22 protein-coding genes are annotated in these 15,016 nt (G+C 37.8%); 1 reads left to right on the top strand and 21 read right to left on the bottom strand.

What is annotated here, in order from left to right:
* The first annotated feature begins 25 nt into the window (after window positions 1-25).
* Entirely contained in the window at window positions 26-208 is a 183-nt protein-coding gene (locus HYG87_RS00005) for a hypothetical protein (protein ID WP_211533199.1), read from the top strand.
* Between the two features lie 54 nt (window positions 209-262).
* On the opposite strand, the gene argH is transcribed toward HYG87_RS00005, so the two are convergent.
* From argH to hxlB, 21 genes are all read right to left on the bottom strand, one after another.
* Window positions 263-1,678 (bottom strand): argininosuccinate lyase, encoded by a 1,416-nt coding sequence (gene argH / locus HYG87_RS00010; protein WP_211533200.1) that lies wholly within the window; start codon window positions 1,676-1,678, stop codon window positions 263-265.
* Window positions 1,679-1,751: 73 nt separating this feature from the next.
* Complete coding sequence (locus HYG87_RS00015) at window positions 1,752-1,907, bottom strand: 30S ribosomal protein S27ae (protein ID WP_211533201.1); 156 nt, start codon at window positions 1,905-1,907, stop codon at window positions 1,752-1,754.
* Window positions 1,908-1,909: 2 nt separating this feature from the next.
* On the bottom strand, window positions 1,910-2,215 hold the full coding sequence (locus HYG87_RS00020; protein ID WP_211533202.1) for a 30S ribosomal protein S24e: 306 nt from the start codon (window positions 2,213-2,215) through the stop codon (window positions 1,910-1,912).
* Window position 2,216: 1 nt separating this feature from the next.
* The gene (locus tag HYG87_RS00025; protein WP_211533203.1) at window positions 2,217-2,717 is read right to left on the bottom strand and encodes a GTP-dependent dephospho-CoA kinase family protein; all 501 of its coding nucleotides are present in this window, start codon (window positions 2,715-2,717) and stop codon (window positions 2,217-2,219) included.
* A complete protein-coding gene (gene spt4, locus HYG87_RS00030) occupies window positions 2,717-2,899 on the bottom strand; it encodes a transcription elongation factor subunit Spt4 (protein ID WP_211533204.1) in 183 nt (60 codons plus the stop codon). The genes HYG87_RS00025 and spt4 overlap by 1 nt, the downstream gene beginning before the upstream one ends.
* Entirely contained in the window at window positions 2,896-3,453 is a 558-nt protein-coding gene (locus HYG87_RS00035; RefSeq protein ID WP_211533205.1) for a DNA-directed RNA polymerase, read from the bottom strand. The genes spt4 and HYG87_RS00035 overlap by 4 nt, the downstream gene beginning before the upstream one ends.
* 139 nt (window positions 3,454-3,592) lie before the next feature.
* Window positions 3,593-4,111: an inorganic diphosphatase gene (locus tag HYG87_RS00040; protein WP_211533206.1), complete on the bottom strand. Its 519-nt coding sequence runs from the start codon at window positions 4,109-4,111 to the stop codon at window positions 3,593-3,595.
* Window positions 4,112-4,183: 72 nt separating this feature from the next.
* The gene (locus HYG87_RS00045; RefSeq protein WP_211533207.1) at window positions 4,184-4,540 is read right to left on the bottom strand and encodes a type II toxin-antitoxin system VapC family toxin; all 357 of its coding nucleotides are present in this window, start codon (window positions 4,538-4,540) and stop codon (window positions 4,184-4,186) included.
* A 27-nt stretch (window positions 4,541-4,567) separates the two neighbouring features.
* Window positions 4,568-5,791: a translation initiation factor IF-2 subunit gamma gene (eif2g, locus tag HYG87_RS00050; protein ID WP_211533208.1), complete on the bottom strand. Its 1,224-nt coding sequence runs from the start codon at window positions 5,789-5,791 to the stop codon at window positions 4,568-4,570.
* A gap of 60 nt (window positions 5,792-5,851) precedes the next feature.
* Complete coding sequence (locus tag HYG87_RS00055; protein ID WP_211533209.1) at window positions 5,852-6,232, bottom strand: 30S ribosomal protein S6e; 381 nt, start codon at window positions 6,230-6,232, stop codon at window positions 5,852-5,854.
* A 107-nt stretch (window positions 6,233-6,339) separates the two neighbouring features.
* Window positions 6,340-8,127 carry a translation initiation factor IF-2 gene (gene infB, locus HYG87_RS00060; protein WP_211533210.1) on the bottom strand — a complete coding sequence of 596 codons (1,788 nt, stop codon included), beginning with the start codon at window positions 8,125-8,127 and terminating at the stop codon, window positions 6,340-6,342.
* A gap of 106 nt (window positions 8,128-8,233) precedes the next feature.
* On the bottom strand, window positions 8,234-8,689 hold the full coding sequence (ndk, locus tag HYG87_RS00065) for a nucleoside-diphosphate kinase (protein ID WP_211533211.1): 456 nt from the start codon (window positions 8,687-8,689) through the stop codon (window positions 8,234-8,236).
* The gene (locus HYG87_RS00070; protein WP_211533212.1) at window positions 8,686-8,847 is read right to left on the bottom strand and encodes a 50S ribosomal protein L24e; all 162 of its coding nucleotides are present in this window, start codon (window positions 8,845-8,847) and stop codon (window positions 8,686-8,688) included. The genes ndk and HYG87_RS00070 overlap by 4 nt, the downstream gene beginning before the upstream one ends.
* A gap of 23 nt (window positions 8,848-8,870) precedes the next feature.
* Window positions 8,871-9,077, bottom strand: coding sequence for a 30S ribosomal protein S28e (locus HYG87_RS00075; RefSeq protein WP_211533213.1), 207 nt, complete (start codon window positions 9,075-9,077; stop codon window positions 8,871-8,873).
* Between the two features lie 61 nt (window positions 9,078-9,138).
* Entirely contained in the window at window positions 9,139-9,510 is a 372-nt protein-coding gene (gene rpl7ae / locus HYG87_RS00080) for a 50S ribosomal protein L7Ae (RefSeq protein ID WP_211533214.1), read from the bottom strand.
* Window positions 9,511-10,116: 606 nt separating this feature from the next.
* Complete coding sequence (locus HYG87_RS00085) at window positions 10,117-10,320, bottom strand: histone family protein (protein WP_211533215.1); 204 nt, start codon at window positions 10,318-10,320, stop codon at window positions 10,117-10,119.
* Window positions 10,321-10,549: 229 nt separating this feature from the next.
* Complete coding sequence (gene thrC / locus HYG87_RS00090) at window positions 10,550-11,746, bottom strand: threonine synthase (RefSeq protein ID WP_211533216.1); 1,197 nt, start codon at window positions 11,744-11,746, stop codon at window positions 10,550-10,552.
* A gap of 160 nt (window positions 11,747-11,906) precedes the next feature.
* Complete coding sequence (locus HYG87_RS00095) at window positions 11,907-12,542, bottom strand: stage II sporulation protein M (protein WP_211533217.1); 636 nt, start codon at window positions 12,540-12,542, stop codon at window positions 11,907-11,909.
* A gap of 122 nt (window positions 12,543-12,664) precedes the next feature.
* Window positions 12,665-13,762 carry a tryptophan--tRNA ligase gene (locus HYG87_RS00100; protein WP_211533218.1) on the bottom strand — a complete coding sequence of 366 codons (1,098 nt, stop codon included), beginning with the start codon at window positions 13,760-13,762 and terminating at the stop codon, window positions 12,665-12,667.
* Between the two features lie 104 nt (window positions 13,763-13,866).
* Window positions 13,867-14,370 carry a tRNA-intron lyase gene (endA, locus tag HYG87_RS00105; RefSeq protein WP_211533219.1) on the bottom strand — a complete coding sequence of 168 codons (504 nt, stop codon included), beginning with the start codon at window positions 14,368-14,370 and terminating at the stop codon, window positions 13,867-13,869.
* A gap of 29 nt (window positions 14,371-14,399) precedes the next feature.
* Complete coding sequence (gene hxlB, locus HYG87_RS00110; RefSeq protein ID WP_211533220.1) at window positions 14,400-14,984, bottom strand: 6-phospho-3-hexuloisomerase; 585 nt, start codon at window positions 14,982-14,984, stop codon at window positions 14,400-14,402.
* Window positions 14,985-15,016: the final 32 nt, after the last annotated feature.

A 15,016-nucleotide genomic window follows, 5' to 3' on the forward strand; every position in this document is an offset into this window, starting at 1 on the left:
TGGGATTAATTACTATATATAAATTATGAGTGATTTTAAGAAAAAATTCTGCCCGGAATGCGGCTCCAGCAATATTAAATGGACCATACCGCAAAACTGGTCTCTCTGGGAGTGTTTTAACTGTGGATATGTGGGTCCGGTGGTTATTGATGATGAGAAGATGGCAGATGAAATTAAAAAGCACCATGATTTAAAAAAGAAGGTATGAAATATTTTAAATTAAAAAATAGGGAGTAACTAAAAGGATTAAAAAAAATATAAATTATTTATTCTTTCGCTTTTCCTTTTTTATGTATTCCTCAAGATTGTCCATGGCCTTTTGCACCATCACCGGAGAGGGACCACCCGGCACAGTCCTCATCTTCACATTTTCCAGAGGATCCAGGGCTTTTTTTATAAGGTCTTCATCCAGATTCAATTTATCACCGGTAATATCCACTGATATTTTATCTAAAAATTCTCCGGTGACCTCTTCTGGTTTTAATTTTTGATTTATGGCCTCAGTTACCATTCTACCTACAATTTTATGGGCGGTTCTAAAGGGCATCTTTTTTTCCCGGACCATTATATCTGCCAGATCCGTGGCAGTGGCAAAATTAGCCCCGGCAAGTTCCAGGCAACGCTCTTTATTTACTTTAACACTTAACAGCATATTGGCTACCATGTCCAGTATTTCCTGAGAGTGCTTAACTCCGTTCCATAAATGAGGGGTTATTTCCTGTAAATCACGGTTATAAGTATAGGGCAGGGCCTTTAAGATGGTGAGTATGGTTACCAGTTCACCATATAAAATTCCACTTTTTCCCCGGGCTATTTCTGCCACATCTGGATTTTTTTTCTGGGGCATGATAGAAGAAGTAGATGAGAACTCATCTGCAATTTCAATTATCCCGAATTCATAGGTACTCCAGAGCACCATTTCCTCACAAATCTTACCTAAAGTAGTAACCAGGAGAGATAGACTGAATATGGTTTCGGCAATAAAGTCCCGGGAACTAACAGCATCCATGGAATTTTCCATATAAGCACTAAATCCCAGTAAATCCGTGGTAATATTCCTGTCTATAGGAAAACTGGTGGTGGTCATGGCTGCTGAGCCTAATGGATTTAAATCAACCCGTTTATATGCATCCTTTAATCTTTCATAATCTCTTTTAAGGGAGTGGGCATAGGCCAGTAAGTGGTGGGCAAAGGTGGTGGGCTGGGCATGCTGCAGATGAGTATAACCAATCATCACTGTTTCCTGGTGCTCATGGGCCATTTCCAGGATACCCCCTATAAATTCCAGTATAAAACCCTGGATTTCATCCACTTTCTCCTTTAAAACTATCCTTAAATCAGTGGCTACCTGGTCATTACGGGACTTGGCTGTATGCATAAAACCTGCTTCTTCACCCACCTCACCGGTAACGTAATTTTCCACCGCCATATGGATGTCTTCTACAGAGTGGTCCAGAGTAAGTGCCTCAATGCCCTCGCTTTTTAATTTTTCCAGGGATTGGATTATTTTATCTGCAATTAGAGGATCTATTATTTTTTGACGGGATAGCATGGTGGTGTGGGCCAGGTTACATTCAATATCAGCCTGAAAAATGTATCTATCAAATTCCAAAGAAGAAGTAAATTCAGCCGTCTTAGCACTCATCTTTTTACCCAATCGTCCGGATCTTAAATTCACAGATACTCACCCTTAAAAAAAAGTTATAAAACTTAAGTAATAGTAAAATAAAATAAATTAATAAACAAAGGATTTAACCCTTGTTTTTCCATTCGGTGTAACCACACTTTCCACAGGAGTATCGGTCCCCATGGTCAGCCATGAATACTCCGCTGGAGCATCTAACACAGAAAGGATTTTTACGCTTGATTTTGTCTCCATCCACTTCGTAAAGTTCACATTTTTTCATTATTATTCCTCCTGGCCTTCTTCTTTAGAAGCTTCTTTATTTTTTTCCAGGATGTGTTTAGTTTCTATATCATTTAGACTTTCTTTAGAATCGTAAATTTTAGCATAGCATTTGGCCCGGCCTTCTCCAAAGAAAGGCTGAACATTATCCACTACCATTAATTCTTTATCAGCATCAAGTAATGCAACCAGCTTACTTTTAATATCTAAAAGTTTAGGGGTAGCTTCTCCATGGTATAAGCATTCAAAATCTATTTCAGTTCTGTTAAGAACTGGATTTTCAGTTTTTTCTATTATATTGAGTTCCATATTATTCCTCCTCAAATCTATTGATTAATTCTTCAACTTTTTTCTTTACCTTTTGACTTTTCACCATTACCAGACCCTCATTAGGCTGCCCATATAAGATTACAGAATCTTCAGGGGCTAAAAGGATGCAGGGAAGAACAGCAAGATCTTCTTCACCACTTACTATAATCAAAAAGTTTTCAGAAAACTCCTGTGAAGAGCTTAGAGCTTTTTCTATGGTTTCCCATAGAGCTTTGGTTATAGTTCCCGGGGGGTTTTTGGCTTTTAAAATGGTGGCAGAGTAATTAATTTCTTGATTGGAATCTTTTCTCTGAATCCGATTGTCTATAATGGCTAAACGGGGACAGATTCCTGATTCAATGAGATTTTTTGTAGTGACATCCCCTACCGAAATTATAAAATCTTCAGGGGATAATAAATCAAGTGCTTCTTTAAATGAAGGATAGAGATCTCCTAATGGTTTTTTAAGTTCTGATCTCAATTCTTTTTGAAGTTTTAACACTATCTAACCCTCAATGCATATTCTCCCGGTATATTAATATTCAACTCTGAAGCAATATCAGACTTATCAGGGTCGATGATTATCAGGAGCCCACTCCAGTTAGTGGAAGAGGGTAAATCACACACCGGGCAACGTTCATCATTAGTTATACGGTTGCACTTTGTACAGGCTTTTATGGTCATTTTTTCTTCTTCCTTTTTTCGTTTTCAATCCATTCGTCTTTTCCAAGACCAGGCTGCCTCATGGTAAGACCTATCTTAGTTTCTTTAGAAGATTTACCCTTCAAACTAAGGGCCACTATTCGAGCCCGTACTTTATTACCTTCTTCCAGACTCTTTTTAGATTCTTTACCAAGTAAGGCTCCTCTTTTAGCGTCGTAATTTATATAATCGTCAGTAACCTGAGATACGTGAACCAGACCATCCATTGGTCCCATCCTGACAAATGCACCAAATTCTGCTATTTCAATTACCTCTCCTTCAATTATTTCATGGAGTTCTGGTTTGAAAAATATAGCATTGAATTTCAGGTCGTGATAGGCGGCTCCATCTCCCATGATGACTCTACCGGTACCCAGGTCCTCTATATCTTTAACAGATACCATCAAACCTAATTTTTTATCAATTTTTCCTACATAGGATTCATTTAAGGTTTCAATGGCCACCTCTTCTAAAGGTTCATCAAAACGGTGGGGCGGAATCCGCACAGTGTCTTCTATTTTAGATAGGTAATACAAATAAATCCCTCAATTAACCTTTTTTTTAATTATCCATAAATCTTAAAATATAAAATTTAAGTATCATTTATACTATAAAAATGATAGTATATTAAATCTTAGTTGCATTTTTTGTAGATAGTATATTAAATCTTGGTTGCTATTTCTGGTATAAATCAATGGAGTGTTCAATAGCTTTAAATGCTTTTTCTGCATTTTCCCATCCTAAAATCTGGGTGCTTTTACCCTCCAGGTGTTTGTACTCTTTGAAGAAATGTTCAATTTCTTTTAGCAGGTGGGGTGGAACATCGCTAATATCCTTTACCTCTTCATAGCGAGGGTCCTGAACTGGAACTGCCAGTATTTTATCGTCCTGATCTCCCCCATCAATCATACGCATTACCCCGATGGGTCTACTTTCAATAACGCATCCCGGGAAAGTTGGTTCCTCCATCAGTACCAGTATATCCATAGGGTCACCATCATCGTAAATGGTCTGGGGGATGATTCCGTATTCAGCAGGGTAAACAAATGGTGAATACAGCACCCGATCCAGTGCAAAGGCTTCCATATCTTTATCATACTCGTACTTGTTTCTTGATCCTTTTGGTATTTCAATAACTGCATATACCACTTCAGGTACTGAAGGCCCAGGGGCAATATCTTTCCAGAGATTCATTACATTCCTCCTGATAAACTTGGAATTAATTTAAATGATTTTAATAAATTTAAGTTAAAAAATTTTTAATCCTTAACTACTATGGCCTTCCACAGCCATGTATCTTTTTTGACGTAAGTAAACCACGGTTATCCCTTTAGAACGGGCCCTTTTTTTTAGTTCCCGGTCATTGGTACATAACACTTTTGATATTCGAAGAAGCGCATCATCCACCTTTTCGCCTCTTTTAAGAGGATATTCAGTGATTTTTATTTGAGGAGAAGATACCATCTTCAGGGCAATTGATGCTGCCAGTTTATCCTTACCCTTTGCTGTTTTTTTTATACCTTCCAGTTCTCTAATAACAAAGGAAGGCACAGTTAACTGGTAAGAGGGTAAGATTTTTTCCAGTTCCTCAATGATATCCACCTTGAACTGGAAAGGCAGCATTAAAAATTTGTATCTAAAACCGCCTCTTTATTTGATGATACCATATCCAATTAACCTCCATCTGGCACCTACCCTACGGGATAAAGCAACCCTTTGACCGGTTTCAGCACAAACAGGTAATTTAAGAGTTACACTGGCCTGATTACCAGCAGTGGTAACCACTCCAATGGTGGTGGTGGTACCGGCATTAATCATCAGAGGTTCCTTGGCTTTTATGGGCTCTACTTCTCTTTCTTCTTTAGTACCCACTACTCTTTCGAGTAAATTGACTTCCATATCCAGCTGGTGCATTACGGGAGGTAAGGTTCCTGCTTCACCTGCTACAGATCCTGAAAGAGAATCGGCTTTGGTTAAAGCTGGATCAAGATTGGTACCTACACCGACCAGTCCTCCGGGACCTACTTCATCCACGGTTTCTCCACCTGCTATTAAACCGGTTATACGAGAGTGTAAACTAATCCAGGTAGTTTTACCATCTTTTTTGATTTGTACACCTGGTTTTATTTCTAATTCATCCCCTACTTTCAGTTTACCCTGAACCAGGGTCCCTCCAATAACTCCCCCTACAATGTCTTCTGGTCCAGATCCTGGCTTGTTAATATCAAAGGAACGGGCCACATACATCAGTGGTGGTTTATTGATTTTCCTCTTGGGGGTTTTAATTTTATTTTCAATTAAGTCTATAAGAATATCAATATTAGCTCCTTGCTGAGCAGATACAGGAATTATAGGTGCGTCTTCTGCGCAGGTGCCCTTAACGAAATCCTTAATTTCCTGGTAACTCTCCAGGGCCCTTTCTTTAGATACGATATCTATTTTATTCTGGACTACAATTACTTCCTTAACTCCAATAACATCCAGGGCCATAAGGTGTTCCTTGGTTTGAGGTTGAGGACATGGTTCATTAGCAGCTATAACCAGAACAGCTCCATCCATTATGGCTGCTCCAGAGAGCATGGTAGCCATAAGGGTTTCGTGCCCAGGAGCATCTACAAAAGATACCTTTCTTAAAATTTCGGTATCCTTTCCACATTTCTCACAAACCAGTGCAGTGGTGAAGCACTGGGGTGGGGCACATTCGGCACATTTACGGAAGGTTATATCTGCATATCCCAACCGGATAGAGATACCTCTTTTAGTTTCTTCACTGTGGGTATCGGTCCATATACCAGATAATGCCTTGGTAAGCGTGGTTTTACCATGGTCTACGTGACCCACTAGCCCTATGTTAATTTCCGACTGAATTTTCACAGATTACACCTATAATTTTATTATTAATATTTGCTTCTAATAGATATTTAATGGGGAGGATTATTCTTCTGAAGGATTTTTGATTTCATCCAGGGATTTTTCACCAGATTGAGTTACTATAGTATTAATCTGTACTATATCATCAGATACAGTGTTTCCCCTGACTGTTTTCCTTCTTCTTAGCCCATCACGGGTGGGATTAAAACCAATGCCTCCTGCTAATAAACTTTTAATTCTACGAGGTCCGCTTATATCTTTCCTCATAGGGAAACCGTTTTTATCGCTCCCTCCAGTTATTTTTAATTTATAACCCTTTAATCCAATTAAAGAACCATCGAATTCTTCACCAATGGTTAAACCCACTAATTTTTTAGAGTTAGCAGCGTCTAATTCCATTTGTAAACTTTTTTCTTTTTCTGAAACAACTACTTTAAATGCCACAGTATTTCCTCCTTCATTTCTTCTTTGTAATTATAGTATATTTAATTTTATTCTATTAAGGAGCCTTTTAAAAGACTTTTTCCACAATATATATTTATTCTATTCTATTAATAAGCCGTTTGCATTCCCCAGTCCGGTTCATTCTTTCTTTTAATATCCACTGTTTCACCCAGGGTTTCAAACTCGTCTTCACTCAATTTTTCTTTTAGTTCTCTTTCCAGTATAAAGTAGTGTTTTTCCGGGATGTCCACATATAAGACATCTCCTTCTTCAAAGTTTTTTCCATGAATAGCATCTTTAATGGCCATGGCCACTTTCTGTCCACGGGTGATTGATTTTTTATTATCTCCCTTGTCCTGCATACTCTCCACAGTACCAACTTTACTACCATCTTCCCTTAAAAGAGAATATCCCTGTTTTACAGTGCCGCTTAAGACTTCAATCCCTGCAATGGCAGGTTTACTTTGTCTGAAAATCAGTTTAGGTATTATTCTGATTTTAGCGGGTTTGATAATAGCATCCATCCATTTCTTTTTCTTTTGATCCTCGGTATCCTTGATCCATTTTTCATATTCTTCGGTAATCTGATAGATTACCTTACCAGAGAACAATTTTACCTGGGAGTCTTTAAGTTCCTCCTGGGCAGATGGAAGTATCTTAACATTAAAAGCAATAATAACTCCATTAGCAGGGTCTTCCTGACGAACAATGGCCGCATCTATTATATCTCTACGGGATACATCGCCAATATCTGCGGTCCTTATGGGTATATCTATATCCTTTAACAGGTTAACCAGTGCTTCTAAGGACCCCAGGGTATCAGCTTTTACCATTATACCCACATCTTCGGTATCGATTTTTATATCTTCAATTTCCCTTAACATTTCTTCTTTTATAGATTCCATATTCCCTCTTCCCACTCTTAAAGGGGAACCTGAAACCACGTTTTCAATATTTGGGGCTACTATTTTAATACCGGCAGCGGCCACCACCTCATCCACTTTCTGGAATCTTTTTTTAGAGTCCCTTATTTCTTCTAAAGGTCGAGGCTTTAAAAGAGATCTAATCCGGGTGGTTATAACATCTTCAGAGGTCATTAAGGCTATTTGATCATCCTTTTTAATAATTCCATCGTAAATAACTGCATCAATGGTAAGACCCAGTCCCACTTCTTCTTTTACTTCCAGTATAGTACCCTTAGCAGGGGCGTGGGTTTCAATTTGCAGCTGCTGTTGCAGGTATTGCTGGGCCAGCCCCATTAACATGGTTAATAGTTCGGCTATTCCTTCTCCTGTCTGGGCACTAATAGGGATAATAGCAATCTGGGAGGCAAAATCAGTAACCCGATCAAAACGTTCTGATTCAAATCCTTCCTGATGTAAAATTCCCACCAATTCATAAATCTGGGTTTCCAGATTTTGTTGAATATTAGCTGGCTGTTTAGAAAAAGTTTCCATAAAAGAAGATTTTTCATTAACTTGCCAACCATATAAGCGGTCTATCTTATTAGCAGCAACGATAAAAGGAGTTTTATACATTTTAAGGATATTTAAAGCTTCATAAGTTTGAGGCTTGAATCCTTCATTTATATCCACAATCAAAATAGCCAGATCTGCCAGAGCACCACCTCGCTTACGTAAAGTGGTGAATGCTTCATGCCCGGGGGTGTCAATAAAAAATAGTCCCGGCAGGGTATCTTTGATGGTGACTTTATTTAAAAAATCCCCGCAGATATTTTCAATGACTTCCATGGGAATTTCTGTTGCCCCGATATGTTGGGTAATTCCTCCTGCTTCTTTAGAGGCAATAGCACTACCTCTAATAAAATCCAGTAAGGTGGTTTTGCCGTGGTCCACATGACCCAGCACCGATACTATAGGTGATCTGATCTTCATCGTAGTCTCCAATCATGGGGTTATATTATTTAAAGAATTATCAAGTTTTTAGGTTTATAGCACTTGGATTAAACTATTAAAGAATAGAAAAGTAGAGGGTGGATTATTATTCCTCGTAAATCAGGTCTGAATCAGGCATGCTATAATCACAGATTTCTGAGTCCTGGAAAAATAATGCAATTTCCCTTTCAGCAGACTGGGGTGAATCTGAAGCATGGATAATATTCCTACCTGTATCTAGAGCATAATCTCCTCTGATAGTTCCTAAATCAGCTTCTTTAGGATTGGTAGCACCTACCATTTTTCTAATCATGCTGATACAGTCATCACCCTGTATTACCATGGCTAAAACTGCAGAAGAAGTTATATATTCCACCAGGTCATTGAAGAATGGCCTTTCACAGTGTTCGCCGTAATGCTCCTGGGCCAGCCCCGGGCTGATATGCATCATCTTAACAGCTACAATCTGCAGTCCTTTTTCTTCGAACCTGCTTAGAACTTTCCCCATAAGTCTTCTCTGGATCGTGTCGGGTTTCATCATTACGAAGCTTTTTTCCATCATTCTTTAACCCATTTAACTTTTCTAGGAACCCTTCCTAGTTTAATCATATTCTTCTCGCATTTACTGCTACAGAAAAAGTAAACCGCACCATCTCTTTTAACATACATGGTACCTGTCCCTTCTCCTATTTCTTCCTTACAGAATGAACATTCTCTCATGTTCAGCACCTCTCCTTATTAGATTAAGGAGTACGGATCTCCTTGGCTTCACGGATAGTGTCCAGTAACATCAAAACATCCCCTTCTTTAATAGGGCCCATGACATTCCGGGTTAGTATCCGGCCTTTGTCTCTTCCATCCAGAATCCTGCATTTAATCTGCATGACTTCCCCAGTCATTCCAGTTCTTTTGAGGACCTCAATAACTTCTGCTGGAGTTCCTTCTTCCATATAATCACCTGTTAAATTAAATTAAAAGGCATCATGCCTTTTATAATAGATTGAATTTCTATTAATTTTTAAGTTCTTCGACTTTTTCCACAACTTCTTTAATCAGATCTTCTGCTTCTCCAGCATCAACTATACATGCAGATGCAGTACCCACATTTAAGCCTGCTGCTCCACCAACTTCATCTTTGGTAGGTAAGTATGCATAAGGGATTTCTTTTTCCTCAGCTAGAACCGGTATATGTGCTACTATTTCTGCTGGTTCAACATCTTCTGCTATTAATACCAGCTGAGCATTTCCTCTTTCTATGGCTTTGGTAACCTCATTGGTTCCTTTAGCCACTTTACCAGTGTCTCTTGCTATTTCTAATGCTTCTGCAGCTTTATCAGCTATTTCTTGGGGTACGTCGAATTTTACATAAATTGATTTTGCCATTTTATTTACCTCCTTTTTCATCTGGAATTTTACCATCCATCGGCAAATAGTCACAGCCTAAAAAAAGGCCATGATACACTAAACCAGTGATTTGCAATTTTTAAAGGTCTAATTATGATGCTGAAATATACAGCAAAATTATGGATTTTAAAAAAATTTTATACTCAAACCTAATTCTTTTAAAAGGATAGTCCATAACGAATATAAAAATCCAAAATTAGTCAATTTTGGTAATTAGACATATTATGCATAGGGCCTTATCCTTTATAAAGTTTTTCTATCATTCCTGGATATTCCATCGGGAATGGAAATGATTAACCAGTCAGGACCCGATCTAAATATAGATTGATTTACCTGGATCTTTTAATTTATAATTAATAATATTATAAGTTGTAGAAAAAGATTTAATCTTTTCTAAAGAGTTGTAATTAATAGGGTTATTTAATAGTTTAAGCCCTTATCAGAACGATAATTTTTTTTTAGTGATGGAATTATAAAGGATAATTTAATCAGTAACATGGGCGATTAAATCACCTGGGAAATAAAATCAGATTTTATTAAAAAATTTAAAAATAGAAAATAAAAAAAATGCAGTTTTAATGTTTCTTAGAGTCTTTTAACTGCTAATTCTATGTCAGAAGCTTTTACAGTTTTTCTTCCAGCGTGTTTAGCTAGTTTAACAGCTTCTGAAGCTAGTACTTCCCCTTTTTCTTCTAAAGCCTTAGCCAGTTCTTCCCGAGCGTCATCGCTCACTCTTTCTGCACCTGCATTTTTTATTATTCTTCCGATTGGAGCAATAGGTAATTCCATAATTAATCACCTCATATTAAATAATATAATCTGTATTAAAACTCTTATATAAATATATCGTTTTTTAGTGGGATTATGGGCTAAAAAATATGGTATTTGCTCATGAATCTATAATCCATATGATTATGGCTGATGTTATGTGCAAATATATGTTGATGAAGGAGTCTGGAAAAAAAGATAAGATAATAATAGTCAAAATAAGCTCTAAAAGAAAATAAAAATTAAAAGGTTATCTACTTCTAATAACCTTTCTCAAGTCATTAATATCAGCCTTAACATTCAAGGGTTCACTGCAGGCGTTAATAGCAGTATCAGGATCTTTTAATACATGTCCTGTTACAATACATACCACCTGTTCTCCCTTATCAATCACGCCATCTTCAACCAGCTTAATAAGGCCAGCTATAGATGCAGCCGAGGCGGGCTCCACACCAATTCCTTCTGTTCGGGCCAGCATTTTCTGGGCACTGAGTATCTCCTCATCACTAACGGTATCAGCACAACCATCCGATTCATAAATAGCCCTTAATGCTTTTAGAGAACTAACCGGGGCACCAATACGTATCGCGGTGGCCACTGTTTCTGGATTTTTAACAGCTTCGATTTCCATCCTATTATCTCGAACGGCATTGACAATAGGGCAGGCTCCTTCGGCCTGAATACCAGTCATCATAGGTCTTTCTTTGATAAAATCAGCCTGGTAAAACTCATTAATCCCTTTCCAGATAGCAGAAATATTACCGGCATTACCTACAGGTAAAATGATTCTATCCGGCGATTCCCAACCCAGATCATCCACTATTTCAAAACCAATTGATTTTTGACCTTCTAAACGGAAAGGGTTAATGGAATTAAGTAAGTATAGTTCTCCTTCCAGGGCCAGGGCCGTTACCGCTTCTAATGCCTCATCAAAATTTCCTTCAACAGAAAGTACCTGAGCTCCATGAAACATGGCCTGGGCTAATTTTCCTAAAGCTACTTTACCTGAAGGGAGTAACACTACGCATTTTACTCCTGCCCGGGCAGCATAGGCAGCCAGTGAAGCAGAAGTATTGCCTGTGGAGGCACATCCTACGGTATCCACCCCCAGTTCCATGGCCTTGGTTATTCCTACACTCATACCCCTGTCTTTAAAACTTCCTGTGGGATTTGAACCTTCAACTTTAACATAGAGATCTATTCCCAGATCCGATCCCAGTTTATGGCACCCGATAAAAGGTGTACCACCTTCTTCTAAACTGACAATTCTGGATTCATCCACCGGCATGAATTCCTTGTATTTCCACATGGTGTTTTTTCTACATGCAAAAACATCTCGAGATACATCTGGATTTATTATAACTTCCAGTATGGAACCACATTCTTTACAGGTATATATTATTTCATTTAAATTGTATTCTTGACCACAGGATATGCATTTAATCATTATTTCACCATTAATTTCTTACGGTAAATATTAGTAAAACTGATATTTTCATTTTAATTATAATTCTAAATCTATTTAAATACTCTAACTTAATTAATCTTATTTACTAAAATAAAAAAGTAATAATAACTCTTTTTAAAATATTCGGGCCTATATTCAATCATATATTAGCCATTACGTACTGGGCCACAGGTAGAGTTATATTTGCCTCTATAAAGGCAGCTATGAACAATAAAACAATGGATATGCCTAAAAGTATCAGTGATTCTTCTAATTCCGGTGAATTATTCTGGAAGGTGTGGGTCATTTTTCCCAGAAGGGAACCATACCAGCTTTCTGATATCAGCTCTGTAAAATAGTTGTATACAAAACTGGCCAGTCTAAAACCACCTGCTCCGGCAATGATTATACTTAAAACTTCAAAGATTCCATGGGGAATGGTTAGTATGGCCAGATCTCCTAGAGGAACTCTGCTGGCAAAATAACCAATAAATGAACCATTTATAAACAGGAATATTATGGTAAAGGATCCCAGTAATATACCTCCTCCATACAGGAATAATATTATGCGGAGGTTGTGGGTGAAAAGGGACAGGGTATTTAATTTTATTTTACCCTGGGCTATATTTCTTTCAAAATCCCTTAAAAGGCCTTCCAAAAAGAAACTAAATAATCCGGAAAGAAAATAACCCATAAACATTGATCCAAAGAATATTAGAGCAGAAAGTCCAAAAAATTTTTCATTTCTACGATACAGGGCATGAAGGGTACTTTCATATTTTTCTTTATTAATCATTTTATTCTCCAATGTCTTGAATCAGATTCATTCCATCAATAATTATTATAATAGTTTAATCCAGGTTATTAATAAATTATTTTATATTTAATTTCACACTGCCGCCATAAATTAAATAATTATTAGTATTCTACCAGCACCTTATCTGCTATTTTCGCTGCTTTTTCTCGCTTTTTAGAGAATTTCTCAAAAAATACCCTTATCATATCCCTGGTCATGCTTTTACATTCACCACACATCATGGTACCATTTTTACAGTTATCATGGATTTCCTGTAACTTTTCATCATTTTCCAGAAGATGATAAAGTAACATTTCATAGATTACACATTCTTCTGGCTGACCTCCCAGTTCTTTTTGAATTTTTAGGCTCTCTCTACCTCCTGTTTTCCCGGTCATGACTTTTTTTTCCGCATCTTCCGGGGTGTCTGAGAGAAATATGGCTGTTTTAGGTTGACTACTGGACATTTTACCTCCGGTCAGACCGGTTATAAAGCGGTGATAGGTAGAAGAGGGTGCCACAAAATTATAGGTGGATTTAAATCGATCAGCTATGTCCCTGGTTAAACGTATATGGGGGTCCTGATCTGGCCCCACCGGAACCACCGTGGCTTTAGGCCCACCAAATTCCTCCAGCTGAGGGTGTAATATATCTGCCACCTGGATTAAGGGTACATAGAGATGGGCCATATTGGTGGAACCATTAAACCCATAAATTGCTTTCATTTCATTAAAATTAACTTTTTTTGCCAGTTCATAAGCCAAATCCTGCACAGTACGGTTTTTTGATTGAAGATAAACCCTGACATTGGAGGCTTTAAAGTCCAGGCCCAGGGCCAGGTAATTGGTAATGTATTCGGTTATGGCCAATTTTCGGGAGCTTTCAAAGTCAATTCCCCGTGCCGAATATGATTCCATATCGGCAATAGGGATGTAGATATCTGCACCATTTTTCTGATACCAGATTAACTGATCCACAATCATCTTATGCCCAATATGCATATTACCACTGGGCATCATTCCACTTACAACTGCAAAATCTTTTTTTTCTCTAAGAGCCTTAATTATGCGCCCGTAATCTCGATGGCCAAATATTATCCCTCGACTCATCAAAAGGTGTGGGTTTTCCAACTCACCCAGTAGCTCGGTGAAGGGTTTAATACCAAATTGCCGGGTGAGTTTTTCATAATCTAAACTGGCTGAACTCCAGGGGTTAATCAATTAATCACCTTAAATCTTATTTATCATCAATATTATCTGAATAAATACAAAAATCTGTTATTAGAATATATTCTTAGTAAAATCTTAGAACCTGGAATTATTCTCTAGGGCCGGATCCATTCCACATTATAATAGGTGATGTCTCCTTCTTCATCAACCACAGCCATTAATAGTTTTTTATTAACACCATGGGCTACCCTTACATAGCTGGAAAAATCCAGAACATTTAAATCATAATTTTCTGATATTACATTAACCAGATAATCGGAGTGACCTTCACCGGGAGATTTTCCTCTTTCATAAAGTCTGAATTCTGATCCGTACTTAAAACCAGTTTTGACTATATATCCTCTGTTTCGAAGGTCTTTAAATACCAGGTATTTGCTGTATAAATCCTTATCTTTGATGATGCCGGTCATCTCTTCCCGGGATAGTTCTTTATCCTTAGAAAATATGGAAATTTTTTCTTTATCCAAAAGATAGAGAGCTTCAATCAGGGATAATTCCAATTGTTCATTTTCCATACGCCCGTAATGGCTTTTTTGATTTAATTTCTCTGCTTTAGGACTTATTACTGTAACCAGATCATTTGATAACTCTGAACGCATTTAAATTCTCCTTGAAAGGGATTGGAAATTTATTCAATAATAGCATGCCTTAATTTCAAATCCTGTTCTTTTTTACCCAGTAAGGCCATGAATTCAGCTATAAGGCCATCCAGGAATAAATGGGTGCTATCCTCAAACATGGTCCCCATAGGTGTCAGATCATCGTAATCACCTTTTAGAGAATTGGAATTATAATCCTTCCAGGGTTCTTTGGTTTTACTATCCAGGTAAATAATAACATCCAGGTACTGGCTCAGGGTTGACTCCTCACTGGCGGTGATGGCAATTACTTTAGCCCCTACCTCCTGGCTAGTTTTAGCAGCCAAAGTCACGGTTTTAGTTTCACCTGACCCGGAAATGGCAATAAGGCAGTCTCCTTTTTTTATGGCTGGAGTGGTAACATCTCCTACCACATGCACAGTAAAGCCCAGGTGCATCAGACGCATGGCAAAGGCCTTACCCACCAGTTCTGATCTTCCACTCCCTACAATGAATACCGAATCAGCATCAATTATGGTTTCAATCATCAGTGAAACCTGGCTGGGACTAATTTTTCCTATAACTTCCAGAGCATGCCTGGCTATCTCTTGGGTGGTTTTTTTAATAATTTCCATCTTATTCACTTATCCTGGTTATTAGAACATCT

This window comes from Methanobacterium alkalithermotolerans, from assembly GCF_018141185.1.
Classification (GTDB): Archaea; Methanobacteriota; Methanobacteria; order Methanobacteriales; family Methanobacteriaceae; genus Methanobacterium_F; species Methanobacterium_F alkalithermotolerans.